This window comes from Caballeronia zhejiangensis (assembly GCF_022879815.1).
Classification (GTDB): Bacteria; Pseudomonadota; Gammaproteobacteria; order Burkholderiales; family Burkholderiaceae; genus Caballeronia; species Caballeronia zhejiangensis.
Map to the genome: position 1 here is coordinate 1,265,086 of NZ_CP084284.1, position 23,097 is coordinate 1,288,182.

General features: G+C 63.0%; 21 protein-coding genes. 9 read left to right on the top strand and 12 right to left on the bottom strand.

Annotation, left to right across the window (positions count from 1 at the left end):
• The first annotated feature begins 73 nt into the window (after positions 1-73).
• A complete protein-coding gene (locus LDZ23_RS20385) occupies positions 74-475 on the top strand; it encodes a hypothetical protein (protein ID WP_008354350.1) in 402 nt (133 codons plus the stop codon).
• 100 nt (positions 476-575) lie between these two features.
• Here the strand turns inward: LDZ23_RS20385 and LDZ23_RS20390 are convergent, their stop codons facing one another.
• A complete protein-coding gene (locus LDZ23_RS20390) occupies positions 576-1,067 on the bottom strand; it encodes a dihydroneopterin aldolase (RefSeq protein WP_075583615.1) in 492 nt (163 codons plus the stop codon).
• Between the two features lie 327 nt (positions 1,068-1,394).
• Here LDZ23_RS20390 and LDZ23_RS20395 point away from each other — a divergent pair, with 327 nt between their 5' ends.
• The 3 genes from LDZ23_RS20395 to LDZ23_RS20405 are packed head-to-tail and all read left to right on the top strand — an operon-like array spanning position 1,395 to position 5,427.
• Positions 1,395-3,452: a sigma-54-dependent Fis family transcriptional regulator gene (locus tag LDZ23_RS20395; RefSeq protein ID WP_008354347.1), complete on the top strand. Its 2,058-nt coding sequence runs from the start codon at positions 1,395-1,397 to the stop codon at positions 3,450-3,452.
• Positions 3,449-4,048, top strand: a complete 600-nt coding sequence (locus LDZ23_RS20400; protein WP_008354346.1) for a flavoprotein — start codon at positions 3,449-3,451, stop codon at positions 4,046-4,048. The genes LDZ23_RS20395 and LDZ23_RS20400 overlap by 4 nt, the downstream gene beginning before the upstream one ends.
• Entirely contained in the window at positions 4,027-5,427 is a 1,401-nt protein-coding gene (locus LDZ23_RS20405) for a DUF6513 domain-containing protein (protein ID WP_008354345.1), read from the top strand. Before LDZ23_RS20400 ends, LDZ23_RS20405 begins: the two co-directional genes overlap by 22 nt.
• Here LDZ23_RS20405 and LDZ23_RS20410 read toward each other — a convergent pair.
• The gene (locus LDZ23_RS20410; RefSeq protein WP_008354344.1) at positions 5,424-5,972 is read right to left on the bottom strand and encodes a thioredoxin family protein; all 549 of its coding nucleotides are present in this window, start codon (positions 5,970-5,972) and stop codon (positions 5,424-5,426) included. The two genes, LDZ23_RS20405 and LDZ23_RS20410, sit on opposite strands and share 4 nt — an antisense overlap.
• Before the next feature lie 192 nt (positions 5,973-6,164).
• Here LDZ23_RS20410 and LDZ23_RS20415 point away from each other — a divergent pair, with 192 nt between their 5' ends.
• Entirely contained in the window at positions 6,165-7,541 is a 1,377-nt protein-coding gene (locus tag LDZ23_RS20415; RefSeq protein ID WP_008354343.1) for a glycosyltransferase family protein, read from the top strand.
• A 164-nt stretch (positions 7,542-7,705) separates the two neighbouring features.
• Here LDZ23_RS20415 and fba read toward each other — a convergent pair whose 3' ends face one another.
• The 7 genes from fba to LDZ23_RS20450 form a co-directional block, all read right to left on the bottom strand.
• Positions 7,706-8,743, bottom strand: coding sequence for a class II fructose-bisphosphate aldolase (gene fba / locus LDZ23_RS20420; protein WP_008354342.1), 1,038 nt, complete (start codon positions 8,741-8,743; stop codon positions 7,706-7,708).
• Between the two features lie 28 nt (positions 8,744-8,771).
• Positions 8,772-10,814, bottom strand: coding sequence for a transketolase (gene tkt / locus LDZ23_RS20425; protein WP_008354341.1), 2,043 nt, complete (start codon positions 10,812-10,814; stop codon positions 8,772-8,774).
• A gap of 35 nt (positions 10,815-10,849) precedes the next feature.
• A complete protein-coding gene (locus LDZ23_RS20430; RefSeq protein WP_008354340.1) occupies positions 10,850-11,722 on the bottom strand; it encodes a phosphoribulokinase in 873 nt (290 codons plus the stop codon).
• Positions 11,723-11,771: 49 nt separating this feature from the next.
• On the bottom strand, positions 11,772-12,866 hold the full coding sequence (locus tag LDZ23_RS20435; protein ID WP_008354339.1) for a class 1 fructose-bisphosphatase: 1,095 nt from the start codon (positions 12,864-12,866) through the stop codon (positions 11,772-11,774).
• 16 nt (positions 12,867-12,882) lie between these two features.
• A complete protein-coding gene (gene cbbX / locus LDZ23_RS20440) occupies positions 12,883-13,803 on the bottom strand; it encodes a CbbX protein (protein WP_008354338.1) in 921 nt (306 codons plus the stop codon).
• A gap of 15 nt (positions 13,804-13,818) precedes the next feature.
• On the bottom strand, positions 13,819-14,235 hold the full coding sequence (locus tag LDZ23_RS20445; protein WP_008354337.1) for a ribulose bisphosphate carboxylase small subunit: 417 nt from the start codon (positions 14,233-14,235) through the stop codon (positions 13,819-13,821).
• Between the two features lie 686 nt (positions 14,236-14,921).
• Positions 14,922-16,415 (bottom strand): form I ribulose bisphosphate carboxylase large subunit, encoded by a 1,494-nt coding sequence (locus LDZ23_RS20450; RefSeq protein ID WP_008354336.1) that lies wholly within the window; start codon positions 16,413-16,415, stop codon positions 14,922-14,924.
• Positions 16,416-16,807: 392 nt separating this feature from the next.
• Here LDZ23_RS20450 and pqqA point away from each other — a divergent pair, with 392 nt between their 5' ends.
• The 3 genes from pqqA to LDZ23_RS20465 all read left to right on the top strand — a co-directional run bounded on the left by pqqA (position 16,808) and on the right by LDZ23_RS20465 (position 18,255).
• The gene (gene pqqA, locus LDZ23_RS20455) at positions 16,808-16,882 is read left to right on the top strand and encodes a pyrroloquinoline quinone precursor peptide PqqA (protein WP_008354335.1); all 75 of its coding nucleotides are present in this window, start codon (positions 16,808-16,810) and stop codon (positions 16,880-16,882) included.
• A gap of 80 nt (positions 16,883-16,962) precedes the next feature.
• A complete protein-coding gene (locus LDZ23_RS20460; RefSeq protein WP_008354334.1) occupies positions 16,963-17,529 on the top strand; it encodes a DUF447 domain-containing protein in 567 nt (188 codons plus the stop codon).
• A gap of 36 nt (positions 17,530-17,565) precedes the next feature.
• A complete protein-coding gene (locus LDZ23_RS20465; RefSeq protein WP_033536730.1) occupies positions 17,566-18,255 on the top strand; it encodes a (5-formylfuran-3-yl)methyl phosphate synthase in 690 nt (229 codons plus the stop codon).
• A gap of 699 nt (positions 18,256-18,954) precedes the next feature.
• Here LDZ23_RS20465 and LDZ23_RS20470 read toward each other — a convergent pair.
• From LDZ23_RS20470 to LDZ23_RS20480, 3 genes are all read right to left on the bottom strand, one after another.
• Positions 18,955-19,542, bottom strand: coding sequence for an amino acid kinase family protein (locus tag LDZ23_RS20470; protein WP_008354331.1), 588 nt, complete (start codon positions 19,540-19,542; stop codon positions 18,955-18,957).
• A 68-nt stretch (positions 19,543-19,610) separates the two neighbouring features.
• A complete protein-coding gene (locus LDZ23_RS20475; protein ID WP_008354330.1) occupies positions 19,611-20,741 on the bottom strand; it encodes a hydantoinase/oxoprolinase family protein in 1,131 nt (376 codons plus the stop codon).
• Positions 20,738-21,778 carry an ATP-grasp domain-containing protein gene (locus tag LDZ23_RS20480; RefSeq protein WP_244808166.1) on the bottom strand — a complete coding sequence of 347 codons (1,041 nt, stop codon included), beginning with the start codon at positions 21,776-21,778 and terminating at the stop codon, positions 20,738-20,740. The genes LDZ23_RS20475 and LDZ23_RS20480 overlap by 4 nt, the downstream gene beginning before the upstream one ends.
• A 13-nt stretch (positions 21,779-21,791) precedes the next feature.
• Between LDZ23_RS20480 and LDZ23_RS20485 the strand changes: the two genes are divergently transcribed.
• On the top strand, positions 21,792-22,523 hold the full coding sequence (locus LDZ23_RS20485; protein ID WP_008354328.1) for a HisA/HisF-related TIM barrel protein: 732 nt from the start codon (positions 21,792-21,794) through the stop codon (positions 22,521-22,523).
• Positions 22,524-23,097: the final 574 nt, after the last annotated feature.

Here is a 23,097-nt window from a genome sequence, read left to right on the forward strand (position 1 = left end):
GGCCGGTGCGTGTGGGACTTTTGCGTGCCGGCTGTCTTGGCGTTGTTCGTTTCATAACCACGAGGCTCTTCGCATGACCCCACGTTGCTGCGCGTTGTCGGTGCTTCTTTGCCTCTCGCTGATCTCGCCGCTTTCGTTCGCCGCGACAGGCGCGGGTGGCGGGCCGCCGCCGGCGAAGACGCACGATTATCCGACCGAAGGGCGCGTGGAATACGTGCTCGGATGCATGGACGATAACGGGCACGATTTCGCCAACGTGTACAAGTGCTCGTGTGCGATCGACAAGATCGCCAAGGTGCTTACTTATGACGATTACGTCGAGCAATCTACGTTTTCTAAGTACGCTACGTTGGGTGGGGAAGGTGGGGCAGAGTTTCGCGTGGATCGCGCGAAGGCTCAAACCAAAAAGTATCGGGAATTGCAGAGGGATGCTTATAAGGCTTGTGGGATTCAGCAGAAGGCTGCTGCCAAGTGAAGTTCTTTTTGCTTGCGGTTTTCTCTCGCGCTCTTGATTTCGCCGGATCCGGCGAAAACCAAAGCCAAAAACCAAAAGCGAAAAAAAAACCAAAAACCCATCACCCCGGCACATACCCCCGCCCGATCCAAGCAAGGCTAACAGAACCGCCGCCCCGCACATCGACGCTACGTCGTCGCTCAATCACAACACCCACAGCATCGACATCATCGAACTTGGCTGGCTTGGCCAGCGTAACCCTTACCCAATGCGCACCGAAATCCGCGATAAGCATCTGCGCGATGCGCTCCGCCAGCGCCTCCAGCAACTGCAATCCATGCGACGCAAGCAGCCCGTGAACCGCCTCCCGCACTGCCGCATAGTTGACCGTGTCCTCGATCCGATCCGTCACGCAGGCGCGCAACGACGGCACTCCGATCGCGAGGCTCATCCGCACCGGCTGCGGATCATGCAGCTCGCTCTTGTCGATGCCGATAACCGTCTGCCCCGTCAGTCCCTCGATATAAACGATGTCCATTGCAGCATGCGATAGGGACGCATCAGGTTGCGGCGCAACATACGCAGCTTCGCGGATCGGTTCGAATCGGCCCATATGTTCATCACCGCGCGAATGCGGCCCTTTATAGAAAAGAGACCCGGCGCCAATCGCCGAATCCATCCGCGAATGGCAAGCAAAAAGCGGGCGCGTTCGCATCACTCTATGCGACTACTTATTGAACCTACGCGCCTAAGGATGTACAGTTTTTGAGAACCGGTCGTTCGGGTCCGCAGACAGCACCTGAAATCTCCCGATCATCCGGCCACGAGGCGCGCCTTCAGGCACGATTGGCCGCAGCGCCAGCGTAAAACACAACAGATTCGGCGTCGAACGGCCGCGCGAAACGCGCACCGGAATGCGGCGCAACGGAGACTTGCCCCCATGTCGTCACTTGCTGACGTAGACACGCATGTCCGGGAAGTGCTGAACATCGTCAATAATCCGCTGGCCGCGCGCCGCGCCAGCGATTCGGTCGCGCAATCGTGGCTGCGATGCCTCACGGAATTCAGGCTCGATCCAGGCCGCTTCGTCATGCCGCCCGTGCTCGCGCAGCACGAACTCAACGAGCGTCGCGAAGCCGCGAGCGATCTCATCGCGTGCTCGAAGCTCGAAATGACGACGCTCTATCAGCAACTCGCCGATCCTGAACTCGCCGTCGTGCTCGTCGATGCCGATGGCGTCATCGTGCATCAGGTGTCGTCGGTGCCGTTCGGCGAAGCCGTCGCCGCCGACGGCCTGCGCGTCGGCGCGATGTGGAGCGAGCGCGAAGCCGGTACCAACGGCATGGGCACGTGCCTCATCGAGCGCGACTGCATCGCCGTTTGTCAGCACGAGCATTTCTATCCACGCTATACATCGCTCACGTGCTCCGCCGCGCCGATCTTCGATGAACGCGGCACCGTCGTCGGCGTGCTCGATGTCACGAGCCGCTCGAAGCTGTTGCAGCAGCATTCGCTCGTGCTCGTCGGCATGTCGCGGCAGATGATCGAAAATCGTCTGATCGATGCGCGCTACCGGCACGCGAACATGATCCACTTTCATAGCCGGCCCGAGTTCGTCGGCACTCTGCATGCGGGCAAGCTCGCCGTCAGCGACGACGGCGTCGTGCTCGCCGCAAGCCGCAGCGCCCTCTTCCAGCTCGATCTGCGCTCGCCCGCCGAGCTGTGCGGCAAGCGCATCGAGGAAGCGTTCAATGCGTCGCTCGAAGACATGATCGCGCGCAGCATTCGCGGCTCGTTCCATCCGGTGACGGTCTACAGCGCGAAGGCGAACAGCCGCTTCTTCCTCACTGCGCAGACGTCGCGCGAAGGCGCGAAGGGCGCAACGCGCATCCTGATGAACGATCCGGCATCGCGCGATCTGTCCGCGCCCGGCGCGCGCGCCAAAGCGTCGAAGAAGGACGCGCGCGAGCCGGCATCGGCGGGCCGCCTCGACAAGCTCGCGCATCTGGAGTTCGGCGATCCGCGCATGGCCTCGCAGATTCAACTCGCGGCGCGCGTGATCCAGCGGAAGATCCCGATCATCCTGCGCGGCCAGACAGGCACCGGCAAGGAAGTCTTCGCCAATGCGCTGCACAGCATCAGCCCCAACGGAACCGGTGCGTTCGTCGCGGTGAATTGCGCATCGCTGCCGGAGAATCTGATCGAAAGCGAACTGTTCGGATATCGCGCCGGTGCGTTCACCGGCGCGCAGCGTGAAGGCCGTCGCGGCAAGATCGTGCAGGCGAACGGCGGCACCCTTTTCCTCGATGAAATCGGCGACATGCCGCTCGCGTTGCAAGCGCGTCTTCTGCGCGTGCTCGAAGAACACGAGGTGACGCCGCTCGGCGCGGAAACGACGGTAAAGGTGGACTTTCAGCTCATCAGCGCGAGCCACCGCAATCTCGTCGAGCTCGTGCAAACGGGCATGTTCCGCGAGGACCTGTATTACCGGCTGAACGGTATCGAGATCAATCTGCCGCCGCTGCGCGAACGCGCCGATGCGCTCGCGCTCATCGGCCATATTCTCGAGACCGAAGCCGAAGAGCCGCCCGCGCTTTCCGCCGAAGCGAAGCAGGCGCTCTTGAACTATCCGTGGCCGGGCAATATCCGCCAGTTGCGGCATGTGCTGCAGATGGCGATCGCACTCTGCGACGGCCCCGAGATTCGCTGCGCGCATCTGCCGCCAGAGATCGCGAACGGCGTCACGCCGGTCACGCAAACCGCCGCACGCACGCCGATAACCGCAGCGCCGCATCTCGCCGACGATGCCGATACGTCGTCGCTCAACGCGATCCAGGTCAAGGAGCGCGAGACCGTGCTTCAGTTGCTCGACGAGCATCGCTGGAACGTGAGCAATGTCGCGAAGGTGCTCGGCATCAGCCGCAATACGCTGTATCGCAAGATGCATCGTCTGCATATCCGGCTGTCGCACGATACGCCGGGCGCATCCGACGCATGACGCAACCCACGCCCGCCCGCCGGCTCGACGAGTTCAAGCCCGACGCGCGCTTTGCGTGGTGCGTGACGGGCTCGGGCCATATGCTCGAGGAATCGATCGCGCTCGCACGGCAGCTTCCGGGCGTCGATCTGTTCCTCTCGTCTGCCGGCGAGGAAGTGCTGCCGCTCTATGGCTGGACTGTCGCGAAACTGCGCGAGCACTTCAAGGTGTTGCGCGACAACAGCGCGAGCAGCGTGCCCGTCGGCATGATCTATAACGGCGAATATCACACGGTCGTGATCGCGCCCGCGACGAGCAACACCGTCGCCAAATGCGCGTTCGGCATCTCCGATACCCTGCCCACCAATCTCTATGCGCAAGCCGGCAAGCAATGCGTGCCGGGCATCGTGTTCGCATGCGATACCGCGCCCTCCGTCATCACGCACGCCCCGCACGAATGGGTCGAAGTGAGGCCGCGCGCGATCGAGTTCGAGAACGTCGAGCGGCTCGCGCGCTTCGCGCATACCACGGTGGCCCGCTCGCTCGACGATCTCAAAGCGGCGCTCGATCAACGCCTGGCGGACCTGAAGCTCGCATGGAACACATCGTCTTCCTGACGGGACGGCTCGCGGAGCCCAGCCTTCGGCAAGTGCTCGAAAGCATCGCGCCTGTGGCCGCAGGATCGCCGTTCACATGGGAAGTGCGCGAGATCGGCCTTCAGGTCGCGGGCCTGATGACCGCCGACATGATCCGCCGGCGCGTCGCGACGCCCTTGAGCGAAGGCACGACTCGCATGATCGTGCCCGGCCGATGCCGCGGCGATCTCGACGCCCTCACCGCGCATTACGGCGTGAAGGTCGAGCGCGGTCCCGAAGAGGTGAAGGACTTGCCGCAATTCTTCGGACGCGAGGCGCGGCATGTCGATCTGTCGCGCTACGAGACGGAGATATTCGCGGAGATCGTCGATGCGCCGCGTCTCGATCTCGACGGCATCGCGGCGCGCGCGCGCGAATACAAGCGGCAAGGCGCGGATGTAATCGATATCGGCTGTCTGCCGGAAACGCCGTTTGCTCATCTCGAGGACGCGGTCGCGATGCTTAAAGAGCAAGGCTATCGCGTGAGCGTCGATTCGATGCGTGAAGAGGAACTCGTGCGCGGCGGGCGCGCGGGCGCGGACTATGTGATGAGCCTCAACGTCGATACGCTATGGATAACTGATGAAATTGCGTCGACGCCGATACTCGTGCCGCGCGAGCCCGCGGACGTCGCATCGCTCGATGCCGCAATCGACGCGATGACGAGGCGCGGCCGCGCCTTTCTCGCCGATCCGATTCTCGATCCGATTCCGTTCGGACTCGCGGCGTCCATCGCGCGTTACGTGTCGTTGCGCGAGCGTCATCCCGAAGTGCCGATCATGATGGGCGTCGGCAATGTGACCGAGCTGACCGAGGCCGACACGAGCGGCATCAACGCAGTGTTGTTCGGCATGGCGGCGGAATTGCGCATCGCCGCCGTGCTGACGACGTCGGTCAGCCTGCACGCGCGCCGCGCCGTTCGCGAAGCCGATGTCGCGCGTCGCGTGATGCACGCCGCGCGCGAAACGCAGACGCTGCCCAAAGGCATATCCGCCGATCTGTCCGCGCTGCACGCAAAGCGGCCGTTTCCGTACGATGCCGAAGAGATCGCCGCATTCGCCGCCGCCGTGCGCGATCCGAATTTTCGCGTGCAAGTATCGGCGGACGGCATACATGTCTATAACCGCGACGGGCATCACGTCGCCGTCGATCCGTTCGCGCTCTATCCCGCGCTGAAGATCGAAAACGATGGCGGGCACGCGTTCTACCTCGGCGTGCAGCTCGCGCGCGCGGAAATCGCGTGGCAGCTGGGCAAGCGCTTCGATCAGGATGAGCAACTCGATTGGGGATGCGAAGTCGATCGGCCCGATGAAGACCTGATGGCGTGGCATGCGCCCGGCAGCACAAAAAAGACAAGCTAAGGCTTCCATTTGATCGAGCAGCCGAGCGCGGGATATTGCGCTTCGGGCGCTTCGCCGTTTATCGCTACTGCGCGCATCGCTTCGAAGAGATCGCGGCGCGCATCGGGCAAAGCCTGCTTGCACGACGCATCGATTCGGCCGCGATAGTTCAGGCGCAATTCGCGGTCGAAGCCGAAGCACTCCGGCGTGCAGACCGCGCCATACGCGCGCGCGATTTCCTGCGTTTCGTCGTGCAGATACGGAAACGGCAGGTTCCATTCTTCGGCGACCGCGATCATGCGATCGAAGGCGTCGTCGGTGTAGACGGCCGCATCGTTCGAATTGATGCCTGCCACGTTGACGCCGATTTCATGCAACGCGCGCGCATCGCGGATCAGGTTCGGCATCGCGGCCTTCACGTAGGGACAGTGATTGCACATGAAGACAATCACGAGGCCGTTCTCACCCTTCAGAGAATGCGGTGTGTGCATGCTGCCGTCGGTCGCGGGGAGCACGAAACCGGATGCGATCGCGCCGAGTTCGGCAGTCGGTGATTCGGTAGGCATGATGACATCGCTCCAAAAAGGTTGCTCGAACTATTCAATGGTTGACTGCAAATAGCCTAAAATGCGGTTCCGCTAACAACATGAACTACGGCGTAATCCTTAGTTTTTTGTACTTCGCATCCGCCGTTGAACATTTCTCCACGCCTTTAAGCCTTCGCGCAGCTCTCCTTTCAACGGAGCGGCGCCGCCATCATGCAAGTCATCAGTCTTTTTCTTCACCCCTCCCGCGCAGCGCTCGACAATCATCGACACTATGCCGCCTTGCATGGGTATCGCCATATCGTCATCGACGCGGCAGACATCTATCGGAACGCGCCGGCGCAATGGCTCTTCAAGTACGAGTCGCTGCTTTCCGAAATGCACCGCGCCGAAGAGGGCGAGATCGTTTTGTTGCTGAGCGAGAACGCTGCGATCGTCGAGCCGGTGCCGCTCGACTTCGTGCTCGGCGAACGCGACTGGCTGCTCACCCGTATCAAGGACGTGCAGCCTCAACCCGATGTTCAAATCTGGCGCAACACGGCTCGGGTGCGCGCCGAGCTGCTGAAAGTCGTGAATCGCTGCCGGTTCGGATCGCCTATACCGCCAATCGAAACCGACCTGCTCGATGCCTTCGATGCATGCACGTTTCCTCGCGTTTGCGGTAACGCGCGGAACCCGATCTACGCGGTGCTCGCCGCCAGTGGCCCCCTCATGCCCGTATGGCCGCGGTTTCGCGTATTCGCGCTCGCTATCGCCGAAGAGCACGCCGATCTCTCGCGAACATGCGTGCATCCCCGGCTGCGGGAAGCGCTCATCGAGCATCTCAATGCACATCGCAACAACCATGCGCGTGCGTTCGAGGACGGCGCATCCGATGAAAGCACGATGACGGCCATGAGCACCTGCAATCCCGGACGGCCCGTGTCGATCACGACCGTCTACACGCCAGAGGCAGCGATCTACGGACGCATCGCAGAAGCGAACCTGCGTGAGTATTGCGAACGTCATGGCTATACCTTGTACGTGCATCGCGAGGTTCCGCGCCGCATCGCCGAACGCCTGCCGATGCGCGGCAATTGGGTCAAGCCTTTCCTGCTGCGCGAAAATCTCCCGCATCACGAATGGGCTTTCTGGCTCGACGCCGACACGCTCGTCAACGATCTCGACCGGCCGCTCGAGTCTTTCTGCAGCAGCCGCGATCTCGTTCTTGCGCGCGATGTCGGCACCTGGATTTTCAATTCAGGCGTGATGGGCTTTCGCCGCACGCCTGCGAATGCCGCGCTACTCGATCGGGTCATCGCAAGCGTCGAGAACGTCGATGACAAGCAAAGTCTCGTATCGGGCGGCGGGGATCAATGGCATTTCAATTGCGCGGTCTCGGAGCAGGCATCGTTGGGCAGCGAAGACATATGCAGCCTCGTTGACATCAACACGCCGTGGGGCTTTCGTGTGCCGTCGAGCTTTCTCGTTCACTATCACGGCATGTCGCCGCAGATGCGGGCGCTGCTCATGTCGTACGATCTTCGATTGCGCAGGGCCGAGATGGAACATGCGGGGATGGCTGTCGGTGATTCGGTAGGCATGAAATAGGTCCCAATTGTTTCGATTGGCGGTTTGGCATATTGGTGGGGCGATTGCACTCGGATAGCATCGAAGTTCTCCTTAACTATCCGAGGACATGAGTATATTTTCAGTGTCGAAGAAGCGCAGAAGGATCTGCCTGAAGCCGCCCGTCTCACCGAGCGGCGCTCCTCTCAGTGATACCGCTTCGCCATCGCCTCGAGTCCCATCGGCCTGATGCGATCCGCGTGTCCCGCGCAGCCGAACGCCTCGAACCGCTCGACGCATAAATCCCGCGCCGCCGCCGTCGCCGCCTTCAGCGCATGCCTCGGATCGAACTCCGACTTCGCCGACGCCATCGCGCGCCGCATCGCGCCGGTCATCGCGAGCCGGATATCCGTATCGATGTTCACCTTGCGCACGCCGTTCGCGATGCCGCGCCGAATTTCATCGACGGGCACGCCGAACGTCGCCGGTATCTCGCCGCCATGCTCGCGGATGATCGCGAGCCATTCCTGCGGCACTGACGACGAACCGTGCATCACGAGATGCGTATCCGGAATGCGCGCGTGAATCTCGGCGATGCGATCGATCGCGAGAATATCGCCGGTTGGCTGGCGGCTGAACTTGTAAGCGCCGTGCGACGTGCCGATGGCGATCGCGAGCGCATCGATGCCCGTCGCCTCGACGAACGCGCGCGCTTCGTCGGGATCGGTCAGCAGGCGATCGTGACTCAGCGCGCCTTGTGCGCCGACGCCGTCCTCGTCGCCGGCGCGCCCCGTCTCCAGCGATCCGAGACAACCCAGCTCGCCCTCCACCGACACGCCCACCGAATGCGCCGCCTCGACGACGCGCCGGCTCACGTCCACGTTGTAGTCGTATTCCGCGGGCGTTTTCTGATCGGGCATGAGCGAGCCGTCCATCATCACGGAGGTGAAGCCCGAACGAATCGCCTGCTGGCAAACCGACGGGCTCGCGCCGTGATCCTGATGCAGCACCACCGGAATATCCGGATGCGCCTCGACCGCCGCCAACACCAGATGCCGCAGATACGGCTCGCCCGCATACTTGCGCGCGCCCGCCGACGCCTGCAGGATGACCGGGCTTCTCGTCGCCTCGGCCGCCTGCATGATCGCGTGGACCTGCTCCATGTTGTTGACGTTGAACGCGGGCACGCCGTAACCGTGCTCCGCCGCGTGATCCAGCAACTGCCTCAATGCGATGAAAGCCATCGTGATGTCTCCATGCAAAACGCGAAAATCATGCGGCCACGCGGCGCGCTTCGTCGACGAGCGCATCGGTCGTCACGCCGAAGTGCGCGAACAGTTCGCTGGCGGGCGCCGATTCACCGAAGCGATCGATGCCGATCACGCCGCCATTCAGCCCGACGTACTGCCGCCAGAACGCCGTGACGCCCGCTTCGATCGCGACACGCGGCACGCCTTCGGGCAGCACGCGTTCGCGCCACGCGTTGCACTGGCGATCGAACACGGTCGTCGAAGGCATCGACACGACGCGCGCGAGAATGCCCTCTTTCTTCAGCGGCTCGACGGCGGCGAGCGCAAGCGCGACTTCCGAGCCGGTCGCGATCAACACGACGCGGCGCGCATCGCGCTCGCAAGTCGAAGGCCAGTCGGCGAGCACGTAGCCGCCGCGCTCGATGCCGTCGATCTGCGCTTCGTCGCGCGGCACGAACGGCAAAGTCTGCCGCGACAACAGCAGACACGAAGGCCGGTCGCGCTCGATCGCGCCGATCCACGCCTGCATCGTCTCGACCGTATCGCACGGACGCCACACGTCGAGGCCCGGAATCATGCGCAGCGTCGCGGCGTGTTCGATCGGCTGATGCGTCGGGCCATCCTCGCCGAGTCCGATGGAATCGTGCGTGAAAACGAACACCGTTCGCGTCTTCATCAGCGCGGCCATGCGCAGCGCATTGCGCGAATAGTCGGAGAACGTCAGAAACGTGCCGCCGAACGGCAGATACCCGCGATGCAGCGCAACGCCGTTCAGCACCGCGCTCATGCCGAACTCGCGCACGCCGAAGTGGATGTAGTTGCCCTTCTCCGGCGCGGCGCTTACATCGACCGCGTCCTTCCAGCGCGTGAGATTCGAGCCGGTCAGGTCGGCCGAACCGCCGAGCAGTTCGGGCAACGCGCGCGCCAGTCCTTCGATCGCGAGTTGCGACGCCTTGCGGGTCGCGATGCTCTGTCGCGCGCGATCCGCATCGCGCACGAGCGTATGCGCCGTGTCGCGCCAGTTCGCGGGCAACGCGCCGCGCACGCGCCGCTCGAATTCGGCGGCCTCGCCCGGAAACACGCGGCGATACGCACCGAAGCGACGATTCCAGTCGTCCTGTGCCGCCGCGCCCGCCTCGCGCGCGTCCCACAGCGCGCGTATCGGCGATGGGATCTCGAACGGCGGATGCATCCAGCCAAGCGCGTGCCGCGTCGCTTCCACTTCGTCGGCGGGAAGCGGCGCGCCGTGCACATCGTGCGTGCCGGCCATCTTCGGCGCGCCGAGGCCGATCACCGTCTTGCAGCAGATCAGCGTCGGCCGGTCCGACTCGCGCGCGAGCTGCAACGCATGCGATACGTCGTCGACATCGTGGCCGTCCACCGCGCGCACGACATGCCAGCCGTACGATTCGAAGCGCTTCGGCGTATCGTCGGTGAACCAGCCGTCGACGTGGCCATCGATGGAAATGCCGTTGTCGTCGTAAAGCACGGTGAGCTTGTTCAGCCGCAACGTGCCCGCAAGCGACGCCGCTTCGTGCGACACGCCTTCCATCAGACAGCCGTCGCCCGCGAAAACATACGTGCGATGGTCGACGATCTCATGCCCCGGCCGATTGAACTCGCGCGCGAGCAAGGCTTCGGCAAGCGCCATGCCGACTGCGTTCGTCAGCCCTTGCCCGAGCGGTCCGGTCGTCGTTTCGACGCCGGGCGTCACGCCGAATTCCGGATGTCCGGGCGTCTTGCTGCCCATCTGCCGGAAGCGCTTGATCTCGTCGATGGACAAGTCATAGCCGCTCAGATGCAGCAACGCATAGAGCAGCATCGAGCCGTGCCCGTTCGACAGCACGAAGCGGTCGCGATCGGGCCAGTCGGGATGGGCGGGATTATGTTTCAGATGACGTCCCCATAACGCGACCGCGATCTCCGCCATGCCCATCGGCATGCCGGGATGACCGGAGTTGGCCTGGCTCACGGCATCGACGGCTAGCATGCGCAACGCGTTCGCCATCTGCCGCGTGTCGGGTGAGCGATGAAGTCGGGGCAATGCTTCAGCGACGGCATTCATGTGATGCCTCCTTGGATGCGATGATGAGAAACCTTTCATGCGCGCGCGCGCCGGTCGCGTAGCTGCAGGATCATCGGCGTGAAGATGAGCTGCATCGCGAGACCCATCTTGCCGCCGGGCACGACGATCACATTCGGCCGCGACATGAACGAGTCGTGCAGCATCGTCAACAGATACGGAAAGTCGATGCCCTTCGGCTTCGCGAAGCGGATCACGACGAAGCTCTCGTCGGGCTGCGGAATCTCGCGCGACGTGAACGGGTTCGACGTATCCACGGTCGGCACGCGCTGGAAATTCACATGCGTGCGCGAGAATTGCGGGCAGATGTAGTTCACGTAATCGGGCATGCGGCGCAGGATCGTATCGACGACGGCTTCATGCGAGTAACCGCGCATCGTCTGATCGCGATGCAGCTTCTGAATCCATTCGAGATTGATGATCGGCACCACGCCGACGAGCAAGTCCGCATGACGCGCGATATCGACCTTGTCGGTGACGGCTGCGCCATGCAGGCCTTCGTAGAACATCATGTCCGTGCCGGGCGTGACGTCTTCCCATGGCGTGAAGGTGCCCGCTTCCTGCTTGTAATGCACGGCTTCGCCTTCATCGTGCACGTAGTGGCGAAACTTGCCGCCGCCGGTTTCGCCGTAGGTATCGAACAGCGTTTCGAGTTCATGCAGCAGATTCGCTTCCGGCCCGAAGTGGCTGAAGTTGACGAGACCGTCGCGTTCGCTCTGCTTCATCGCTTCGCGCATGCCGAGGCGATCGTATCGATGGAACGCATCGCCTTCGACGATCTGCGCGTTGATTTTTTCGCGCCTGAAGATATGCGTGAAGCTCTTCATGACGGTGGTGGTGCCGGCGCCGCTCGAACCGGTCACTGCAACGATCGGATGTTTGACTGACATGCGCTTGTCTCCCTGAATGTAATCGATGAGCGCCGTTTCAGATGCGGGATCAGGCTTCCGTTTCCGGCAGGAACAGCGAGCGCTCCTTGAACAAGGGCGACGTGAACGGCTTGTCCTCGCCGCGATCGTATTCGCCGTGATAGCGCTGAATGCGGTCGACTTCGTTGCGTGAGCCGAGTATCACGGGCACGCGTTGATGCAGCGCTTTCGGCTCGACATCGAGAATGCGTTCGCGCCCGGTGATCGACAGCCCGCCCGCCTGCTCGACGAGAAAGCTCATCGGGCTGGCTTCATACAGGAGACGCAGGCGGCCTTCCATCGCTGGCGTCTTGAAGTCGCGCGGATACATGAACACGCCGCCGCGCATGAGGATGCGATGCACTTCCGCGACCATCGATGCGATCCAGCGCATGTTGAAGTCCTGCGCGCGGCATCCGGTGCGGCCGTCCTTGCATTCCTGCACGTAGCGGCGCACGGGGGGTTCCCAGAAGCGCTCGTTCGATGCGTTGATCGCGAACTCGCACGAATCCTCGGGAATGCGAATATCGGAGTGCGTGAGCACGAAGTTGCCGACATCGCGTTCGAGCGTGAAGCCGTGCGTGCCATTGCCGACGGAGAGCACGAGCATCGTCGACGGGCCGTAGATCGCATAGCCTGCCGCAACCTGCTCGCGGCCCGGACGCAGAAACGCTGCATCGTTGGGCGCGTCGCTTTCGTCGCTCGCGCGCCTCAACACCGAGAAGATCGATCCGACTACGCCGTTGATATCGATGTTGGACGAGCCATCGAGCGGATCGAACGCGAGCAGATACTCGCCACGCGGATACGGCTCGGGAATCGCGTAGACGTCGTCCATTTCTTCCGACACCATGCCCGCGAGCAGACCGTCCCATTCGCAATGCTGCAGGAAGATATCGTTGGTCACAAGGTCGAGCTTCTTTTGTTCCTCGCCATGCGTATTGATCGATTGTGCCGAGCCGTGCTGTCCGCTCAACGCGCCGCGCGTCAATGCGGCCGCGATCGTCTTGATCGATGCGGCCACGTCGATCAACAGCGCGGAGAGTCCGCTCGCCGCCTCGGGTCCGGGCTTGCGGTCGAGCGTGTCGATCAGGAACTTCGATAAGGTCGTGCGTCCATCCTGCATCGCGTTCTCCTTCGAGTTATGAATCGGTGAACACGCGGCTCGCGCGGATATCGCTGGCGTCGAGTTGCATCAGCGCGTTGGCATCGGCGACACCGTTGCCGCTTTCGGCCGCGGCGAACAGCCGGTTCGCCTGACGCAGTCGCGCGCGATCCAGCGCATTGCGCACCGAACGCGCGTTGGCGAAGTTCGGCTGTCTGATGCGATGCGCGAGATAGTCTTCGAAGGCGCATCGCGCGGCGTCGTCGAAGCGGTAGTGCATGTCGCTCAGCATGTGCTCGGCGATTTGCAGAAGCTCGCCGGGCGCGTAGTCCGGAAATACGAGGTGATGCGCGATGCGCGAACGAAAGCCCGGGTTGCTATGAAAGAACGTCTCCATGCGCGACTCGTATCCCGCGAGGATCACGACGAGGTCGTCGCGCTGGTTCTCCATCGTTTGCAGCAGGATTTCAATGGCTTCCTGTCCGTAGTCGCGTTCGTTTTCCGGGCGATACAGGTAATAGGCCTCGTCGATGAAGAGCACGCCGCCCATCGCACGCTTGAGCACTTCGCGCGTTTTGGGCGCGGTATGGCCGATGTACTGGCCGACGAGATCGTCGCGTGTCACCGAGACGAGATGATTGCGGCGGATATAGCCCAGGCGATGCAGCACTTGCGCCATGCGCAGCGCAACCGTGGTCTTGCCGGTTCCGGGATTGCCCGAGAAGCACATGTGCAGCGTGGGCGCACCCGATGCGATACCGAGTGTCTCGCGGGCGCGCTCCACGAGCAGATGGGCGGCGATCTCGCGGATGCGCGTCTTGACCGGCGCGAGGCCGATGAGATCGCGGTCCAGTTCCGCCAGTACTTCGCCGATGCGCGATTCGCGATAGAGCGCCATCAGGTCGGCGTGCATCGCTTTCGCTTGCGGCGCTTCTTCGAGCGTGGCTTCGGCGTTCATGGTCGGTGTTCCTCATCAATAACGCTCGCCGCTCGGGCGATCGGTTGCGTAGGTGCGGATCGCATAGCGCTGGATGCGGCTTCTGTCGTCCTGGCGTTCGAGTCGGAAGCCTCGTTCTTCCGCTGGGCGATTCACCATGAACGAGAGGCGCATCGTTTCGAATCCGCGGACGGAGTCGAAGGCGTTTACTTTGATGTAGTGGTTCGGATACGTCTTGCGGCATTCGTTCACTTCCATCAGCACGCCGGCGGCATCGTGGAGGTCGAACATGGGGAGGCCCCACATTTCCCAATACGTATTCCTTGGATGGGGATCGTCGGTGTATTCTACCGAGCAGGCCCAGCCTTGCTCTAACGCGTAATTGATTTGTGCGGATATTTCTTCGTCGGTTAATGGTGGCAGGAAGGAGAATGTTCCTTGGGTGATGTTCATTTCGGCATCCTTAGGTTGATTGGTTCATGCTGCTTCTATGAAATCCTGTGTTCGCGGCGGTCTATTAGCGTTGCCCCTGTGCGGGGCGGCACTCACTTTCTTTGCTGCTGCAAAGAAAGTAAGCAAAGAAAGCAGCTTCCGATACGCCCGCGGTCACACGCAATTTGGGTAGTCCTCTCGTCCATCGTGGGCTGCCTAAAGAGTGCCCCCAAACACCCCATCGGGCTTGGCTCGCGCACGGTCTGTAACATCGCACCACATAACAAACTGGTTCAGCACGAAATAGCTCCAGCCCGCTTCGCGGCCGACCCGGTCAATCGGGTCCGCGCGTGCTTCTCTACTAACGTCTCCATCTCACTGCAATCGCCGCCCTTTGGTTTCCCTTGCGGACCCGGCGGCAGCGCGTAGCGCTGTGCCGAAGCAGTTTCGTGCTGAACCAGTGTCCTCAACACCTTCGGGCGGCAGACCGTGCGCGATCCAAGCCCGATTAGGTGTTTGAGGGCACTCTTTAGGCGAGTGCCGCCTGGGACGAGAGAACTACCCAACGTGCGTGTGACCGCGGGCCTGAAAAGCTGCTTTCTTTGGTTACTTTCTTTGCAGCAGCAAAGAAAGTGACTGCCGCCCCGCACAGGGGCAGTGCTAATAGACCGACACGAAAACGGGATCCGGCGACAACAACAAACCTCTTATACCCCCGCCGTAGCAGTAACAGCAAAATCCGGCGTATCCGTCGACGCATAGTTGAAAGTGACATCGCGCCAGGTATCGAGCGCCTGCTGCAACGGCGTACACCTCCGCGCGGCGGTTTCAAGAATATCGGGGCCTTCACGAGCAATATCCCGCCCTTCATTCCGCGCTTTCACCATGGCTTCGAGCGCGACGCGATTGGCCGTCGCCCCGGCCTGAATCCCTTGCGGATGTCCAATCGTCCCGCCGCCGAATTGCAGAATGCAGTCATCTCCAAAGAGATCGAGCAACTGATGCATCTGCCCTGCGTGAATCCCGCCCGATGCCACCGGCATCACCTTGCGCAACCCCGCCCACGGTTGATCGAAGAAGATCCCTCGCGACAGATCAGGCTCATTGCGCGCCTCGCGGCACACGTTGTAATAGCCCTGCACCGACAACGGATCGCCTTCCAGCTTGCCGACGGCAGTGCCCGCATGAGCATGATCGACGCCCGCCATCCGCAGCCACTTCGCGATCACGCGAAACGAGATGCCATGATTGCGCTGCCGCGTATAAGTCCCATGTCCCGCGCGATGCAGATGCAGGATCATGTCGTTGCGACGCGCCCACTTCGACATCGACTGAATAGCGGTCCAGCCGATCACGAGATCGATCATCACGATGCACGACCCGAGTTCCTTCGCGAATTCCGCGCGCTCGTACATGTCTTCCATCGTGCCGGCCGTCACGTTCAGATAGTGACCCTTCACTTCGCCGGTCTCGGCTTGCGCGCGGCTCACCGCTTCCATCGCGAAGAGGTAACGATCGCGCCAGTGCATGAACGCCTGCGAATTGATGTTCTCGTCGTCCTTCAGAAAATCGAGCCCGCCTTTCAAGCCTTCGTACACGACGCGCCCATAGTTCTTTCCCGACAAGCCGAGCTTCGGCTTCACGGTCGCACCGAGCAGCGGACGTCCGTATTTATCGAGCCGCTCGCGTTCGACGACGATGCCCGTCGGCGGTCCCTGAAACGTCTTCAGATACGCAACGGGAATACGCATGTCTTCGAGCCGCAGCGCCTTCAACGGCTTGAAGCCGAACACATTGCCGATGATCGACGCCGTCAGGTTCGCGACCGATCCCTCTTCGAAAAGATCGAGTTCGTACGCGATGTAAGCGAAGTACTGCGGCTCGTCGGCGCGCGCATTCGGCACCGGTTCGACGCGATACGCCTTCGCGCGGTACATGTCGCATGCAGTGAGACGGTCGGTCCACACGACCGTCCATGTCGCCGTCGACGACTCGCCCGCCACGGCCGCAGCCGCTTCCTCCGGCTCGACACCCGCTTGCGGCGTGATGCGAAAGAGCGCGATGACGTCGGTGTCCTTCGGCGTGTAATCGGGCTGCCAGTAGCCCATCTCGCGATACTTCATGACGCCGGCCGCATAGCGCGAGCGCGGATCGGACGGATTGCGCACCGCCTCGACGGCGGCCTTGCTGAAGTCGTTCATTCCGTTTCCTCGACAGTGAGATGAGAGTGGCGTCGCGGTGCTGCTCGAAGCGATCGCCGCTTGTGAACCGCGCCCTGCTGTCATTGCAGAGTAAGCACGCGTCGCACAGAAAGGAATTCACGAATTACTTGCCCGGGCTTAAGCGATGCCTTAGTCGGGAATAGCCCTGATGCGTTTATGAACGAAGCAATGGGACACTGTGTTCTGATTTCGTCACAGTCGGCGCGCATGATGAGCGAGCCGCGCTCTTCGGCATCCGCTTCATGTCATTGGCATGGCGCTTGCATCGTCGAAGGGCCGGCCCCCTCCCGGCCGCCTGGCGGATTCGTCCGCATCGGCAAATCATCGAAGCGGTATCGAGGCATCAACCCGACTCATCTGGAGGAACGCCCATGCAATGGACTACGCCGAGCTTCACCGATATGCGTTTTGGTTTTGAAATCACGATGTATATCGCCACCCGCTAAACGCGGACCGAACCCGCACGAAGCCGCATCGAAGCGATGGCGGCTCTTTCGTGCGGCTACGAATACTTTCGCCGACCATCATGATTTACGAGACCATCGTCACGACCGCGGATCGCGATGGCCGGCCGCATATCGCGCCGATGGGCGTGCGCTTCGAAGAGGGCCTCGCGATTCTTGCGCCGTTCCGTCCGTCGACGACGCTCGATAACGTCATCGCGACGAAGAGCGCCGTCATCAATCTGACGACGGACGTGCGCGTGTTCGCGGGCTGCGTGACGGGCATTGCGCGCGACTGGCCGACGGTTGCCGCGAGCACGGTGCCAAGCGTGCGGCTCGCATCGACGCTCGCGCATATCGAGCTGCGTCTCGCCGAACTTCTCGATGACGAAGCGCGCCCGACGTTGCGCATGGAATGTGTGCATCGCGAGACGCATGCGCCGTTTCCGGGCTTCAATCGCGCGCAGGCGGCGGTTGTCGAAGGCGCGATTCTCGTGAGCCGGCTGTTCATGTTGCCGCCTGAAAAGGTGGATAGCGAGGTGGCGTATTTGCGGATCGCCATCGACAAGACTGCGGGCGACGCCGAGCGCGAGGCCTGGCAATGGCTTTTGCAGGCGATCGAGGCGCATCGCGCGAAGGCTGTGAGCTGACGCGTTTTCCGTAGCCATCCCTCTGGAGTTTCGACGATGACCGCATTGCTCGCGAGCGTCCGCTCGGCCGACGAAGCCTTCGATGCGGCGGACGCCGGCGCCGAACTGATCGACCTGAAGGAGCCGGGCGCGGGCGCGCTGGGCGCTGTTGCGATCGGCGATATCGCGCGTATCGTGGGGGCGTTGCGTGCGCGGTATGCGGTGCGGCCGATCAGCGCGACGATCGGCGATTTGCCCAACGATGCGCTCGACGAGATGACCGCGCGCGTGCTCGATGTCGCGGCTACGGGCGTCGATTATGTGAAGGTCGGGGTGTCGCCCGGGGCGGGCGCTTTTGCGTGCTTGCGGCATCTGGCGAGCTTGCCGGCGGCTGTCGTGCCGGTGTTGTTATCCGACGATGGCGTGGATCGCGAACTGGCCGCGCTTGCGGCGCAACTGGGCTTTGTGGGCATCGTGTTCGATACGGCGAGCAAGGACGGGCGCACGTTGTTCGATTGCGTCGATGTGGGGGCGCTTGCTTCCTGCATCGGCGATGCGCGCAAGCGGGGGACGATGATTGCCGTCGCCGGATCTTTGAGGTGGGACGATCTCGACAGGATTCGTTTGCTCGCGCCGGATATCGCCGGGTTTCGTGGGGCTCTTTGCGATGAGCGCGATGGACGTACTGGGAGGCTTGATCCGCTTCGCGTCGAGAAGTGGGTTCGGGCTTTGCATCTTGCTCGCTGAGCGTTTGTTATTCGGGGGCTTTTTCGCCGGACCCCGGTTTCGCGTCGGTCTATTAGCGTTGCCCCTGTGCGGGGCGGCACTCACTTTCTTTGCTGCTGCAAAGAAAGTAAGCAAAGAAAGCAGCTCGTCACGGCCCGCGGTCACACGCAATTTGGGTAGTCCTCTCGTCACAGGCGGCACTCGCCTAAAGAGTGCCCTCAAACACCTAATCGGGCGTGGCTCGCACACGGTCTGCCAACCAATAACTTCGAGGGCGCTGGTTCAGCACGAAATGGCTTCGGCACAGCGCTACGCGCTGCCGCTGGGTCTGCAAGGGAAACCAAAAGGGCGGCGATTGCAGTGAGATGGAGACGTTAGTAGAGCAGCACGTGCAGTCCCGATTGACCGGTCGGCCGCGAAGCGGGCCGGAGCTATGTGGTGCTGAACCAGATTGTTGTGTGGTGCGATGTGACAGACCGTGCGCGAGCCAAGCCCGGTGATTGTGATGAGGGCACTCTTTAGGCAGCCCACGATGGACGAGAGGACTACCCAAATTGCGTGTGACCGCGGGCGTATCGGAAGCTGCTTTCTTTGGTTACTTTCTTTGCAGCAGCAAAGAAAGTGACTGCCGCCCCGCACAGGGGCAGTGCTAATAGACCGACACGAAAACGGGATCCGGCGAAATCAAAAGCGATAAGCAAAACCAAAAGCGAAGAAAATTCAAACCGCCACGTTGAGCAATCGATCCCGCATAACCCCTACATCGGACTTACTCAAAACCTCGACGACATAATTTGCATCCCGCACATAAGCCGCAAACCGCCGATCCAGAATGCCTTTAGAAGCCAGCGCCTCGAGCGGCGCATTCGCCTCGACCTCGCAAGACTTCACGATCATCAACCGCTCCGCATTAAGCGAAGTAGAAAGCCACGCGGCGAGCGAATCCGAAGTGGTATCCCAGTTCGTCATGGAATCGGGCGTCGAGCGCATCAGATCGGTCGGAACCCAAACCGCCACACGCCCATCGCGCAACGCGCGCCGAATCCTATCCTCGTTCGACGCCAGCACGAGCTCCGGCACCACGCCCTGCATCAGAATCGCGTACTGCGCCATCGCGAGCAGACACATGTTGTGAGCCGCGAGATCGTCGAAATGCCACTCCTGCTGATACTGCCGCACCGCGTCCGCGAAATCGCCGCCGCCCGGCACGATCACGACGCGCCCGCCGCCCACTTCCCATAGCCGCGTCAACCACTCGCGCAGCGCCGGGTCGTGACTCAGGCTTCCCCCGATCTTCACCACCCACATATTCCTGTCCTCGTTCGATCAAGCCGGCGGGCCACGCACCCGCGTCCTTCGCTATGTTTCGCACGCTATCACGCAGCGCGCGCCGATGCATCGTTCGACAGATGCGCTTCGTTGCCTCCCGCGCCCTTCATCGCCATCGACGCCAGCAGCGCAACCGCCACGCTCGGCGCGCACGTCGATACCCATTCGGCACGCGTCGCATCGTCGCCGTCGATACCCGCGAGACGCGCGAAGTCGACATAGCTGCGCGCCTCCTGCCGCGCCAGCGCCGCCGCCAGAAAGCGCCCGCAACCCGCGCCCACGATCGGCGCCGCCGCCAGCGCCGCATCCTGCGCAACGACGCGCGCCAGATTCGTCTCCAGCGCGCGCAATTGCTCGCGCCGCCAGCCCTGCGCGAAACGCCGCCACTCCGCATCGCTCGCATCGGCGGCGTCGCGGCCGATCATCCGCGCAATCCGGACGCGGCTCGCAGCCTGCGTCTTCGGCCCGTTGTCGGCGCTCGGATGCTGGTCGTGCTCGGGCCACAACTCGCCCGTCAGACGATAGACATCCGCGGTCGTCGCGAACCATTCGTTCATCACGCCGGCGTGCTCGCCGCGAAACGCGATGCGATGCGCGAGCCCGCACAACGGCGTTCGCACCACGCCCTGATACACGAGCTCACCGCTCACGAGCCGTTCGGCGTCGCTGGTGCCGCGCGCCACGACGCGTCTGCCGACGATCGGAATGATGTCCGTCGTCGTGCTGCCGATATCGACGAGCAGCGCATCCGGCAGGCACGCCGCGACCCATTGCGCGGTCGCGAGCCAGTTCGCCGATGCGACCTTGCGCCAGTGTTCCGCGCACGCCGAGCGCGCGAGCCAGCCCGCGTCGCCGGCGAAAAACATCGTGCGCGGCCCGAGCCTTTGCGCAAGCGCGCGCGTCAACGCACGCACGCCCTCGGCGCGGTCGGCGAAGAGATCGACCATTTCGCCCGTCATCGTGACGGCGTGGCGCGCGGCCGGATCGGCGGCGGCGGGCCAGCGCTCGAACATCGCGTCGATCGCGCGTTCCAGGTGCGCCATGCCCTGCCACAGCGGACACGCCCATTGCGCGACGTCGGCGAGCACGCCCGCGCGCGTCGCCATCGACACCTTGACGTGCGCGCCGCCCACGTCCCAGCCGAACACCGGCGCATCGTGCAATGTCGGTGCCGTCATGACGACGCTCCGGCGCACGCGCGCAGCAATCCGGCATCGCCGTCGAAGCCGGGCACGCGATGCGCCGCGAGCAGCTCCGCCGCGAGATTCCTGCCGCCGCGCCGGCTCAGTTCCGCATACGCGACCGTGAGACGCGGATTCACCTCGATCACGACCGGCCCGCGCTCGGGATGCCACACGACATCGATGCCGACGAAGCCGCGCAGCCCCGGAAACGCATCGGCGACGCGCAGTGCGAGCCGTTCGAGCGCGCGTCCTTGCGGCCCATGCCGGTCGATGCGGTCGACATCGACGCCATCGAACTGAACGATGCGCTCGCGCCGTTCCGATCCCGCCGCATCCGACAATCCGATGCGCTGCCGGTTGATGCTCACGAGCCGCGAGAGCCGGTCGCAGCAGATCAGCGAAAGGCTCAACGGCTCGCCGTCGACCCATTCCTGCAGCACGGGATTGCGGCCCGCTTCCGCGCGCGCGGCGTATTCGGCGCGCGCGGCGGCGAGGTCGTCGTAGACGTAGGTATCGAGGCCGCCCGCACCGTCGTCGGGCTTGACGACCCAGCGCCGGCCGATTGCGGCGGCCGCGTTTTCCGGTTCGAGCGCGCGCGTCGCGGCGATGCTGCGCGCGGCGAGACACGCGGCCGTCGCGCTCTTGCTCGATGCCGCGCGGATCGCTTCCTTCGCGCAGCCGAGCCAGCGCGCCTGGCCGACGGCGTCGTAGAGCTTGAGCAGCAGTCCGTCGCACTCGGGCGCGACGATGCAGGCATAGTCATGCTCGCGCGCCACGCGGGCCACGAAGCGGATGAGCGATTCGCCCGGATGCGCGCGCACGTAGCCGCTGGCGCCGTCGAGTTGCTCGAAGCGCGAGCTTGCGACGGTCACGTCGATGCCGGGCAGCGCGCGCAGATCGGCGGCGATGGCGTCGCGCATCACGCGGCCTTCGACGATGAGCGCGGAGAGATCGGCGAGGCTGCCTGCGCCTGCCGCGTCCGGATCGATGCCGCCGCCGGTGAGATACTCGAATACAAAGATCTTGGTCAAAGGAAAGCCATCCATGCAGGTGATACCCGTTCTCGATCTGCTCGACGGCCACGCGGTGCGCGCGGTGCGCGGCGAGCGTTCGCGCTATCGGCCGATCCAGTCCTCGTTGTGCGCGACGAGCGATCCTGTTGCGATCGCCCGCGCGCTCGTCGCCGCGACCGGCGCGCGCACGTTGTACGTCGCCGATCTGGGCGCGATCCTTTCGCGCGGCGCGCACGATGCCGCGCTCGCCGCGATTTGCGATGCCCTCGGCGACGGCCTGCGCATCTGGCTCGACGCGGGCTTTACCGCGTTTCTGCCGATGCGCGCTTTCGTCGAACGCGTCTTGCGGCTGACGCGTTCAGCGGCGCCTGCCGCGATCCTGCCTGTGTTCGGCACCGAAACGCTCGTCGATGTCGGCGCGATCGCCGAGGCATCGGCTTGCGGCTTCGAGCCGATACTTTCGCTCGACTATCGCGGCGGGCGCGCGCTCGGGGCGACGCATGGCGAGAGCGGATGGTGGCCGTCGCGCGTGATCGTGATGACGCTCGATCATGTGGGCGCGTGTGGCGGGCCCGATCTCGACACGTTCGCTGACGTGCGGGCGCTCGCCGGGGCGCGGGAGGTGATCGGCGCGGGTGGAATCCGCCATGCCGATGATCTCGCGCTCGCCGAGCGCAGCGGCGCTTCTGCCTGGCTCGTCGCTTCCGCTATTCACGATGGCTCCTTATCTCAGGGCGATGTGCATCGCGGGGCTTCTTTCTGACTTCCTTGGCATCGAACTCAATTTTTATGCCAACGGCTTTCGGGGCGCGTTTCAGGTGTAATCGTTTGGGAAGCAGGTGTTGCATATGGTGATTCATGGGTGACAGTGTGTTGCAATGCGGAGCAGTTTTTTTCGCCTTTCCCGGCGGGGGTTTCGCTGGATCCCGGTTTCGCGTCGGTCTATTAGCATTGCCCCTGTGCGGGCGGTAGTCACTTTCCTTCCAGTAGTCGCCGGATCCCGGTCTCGCGTCGGTCTATTAGCACTGCCCCTGTGCGGGGCGGCACTCACTTTCTTTGCTGCTGCAAAGAAAGTAAGCAAAGAAAGCAGCTCTTCAGGCCCGCGGTCACACGCAATTTGGGTAGTCCTCTCGTCACAGGCGGCACTCGCCTAAAGAGTGCCCTCAAACACCTAATCGGGCTTGGCTCGCGCACGGTCTGCCGCCCGAAACCGTTGAGAACGCTGGTTCAGCACGAAATGGCTTCGGCACAGCGCTACGCGCTGCCGCTGGGTCTGCAAGGGAAACCATCGGTTTGCGCGCGCAGTGCGATAAAGATGTTAGTAGCGAAGCACGCGC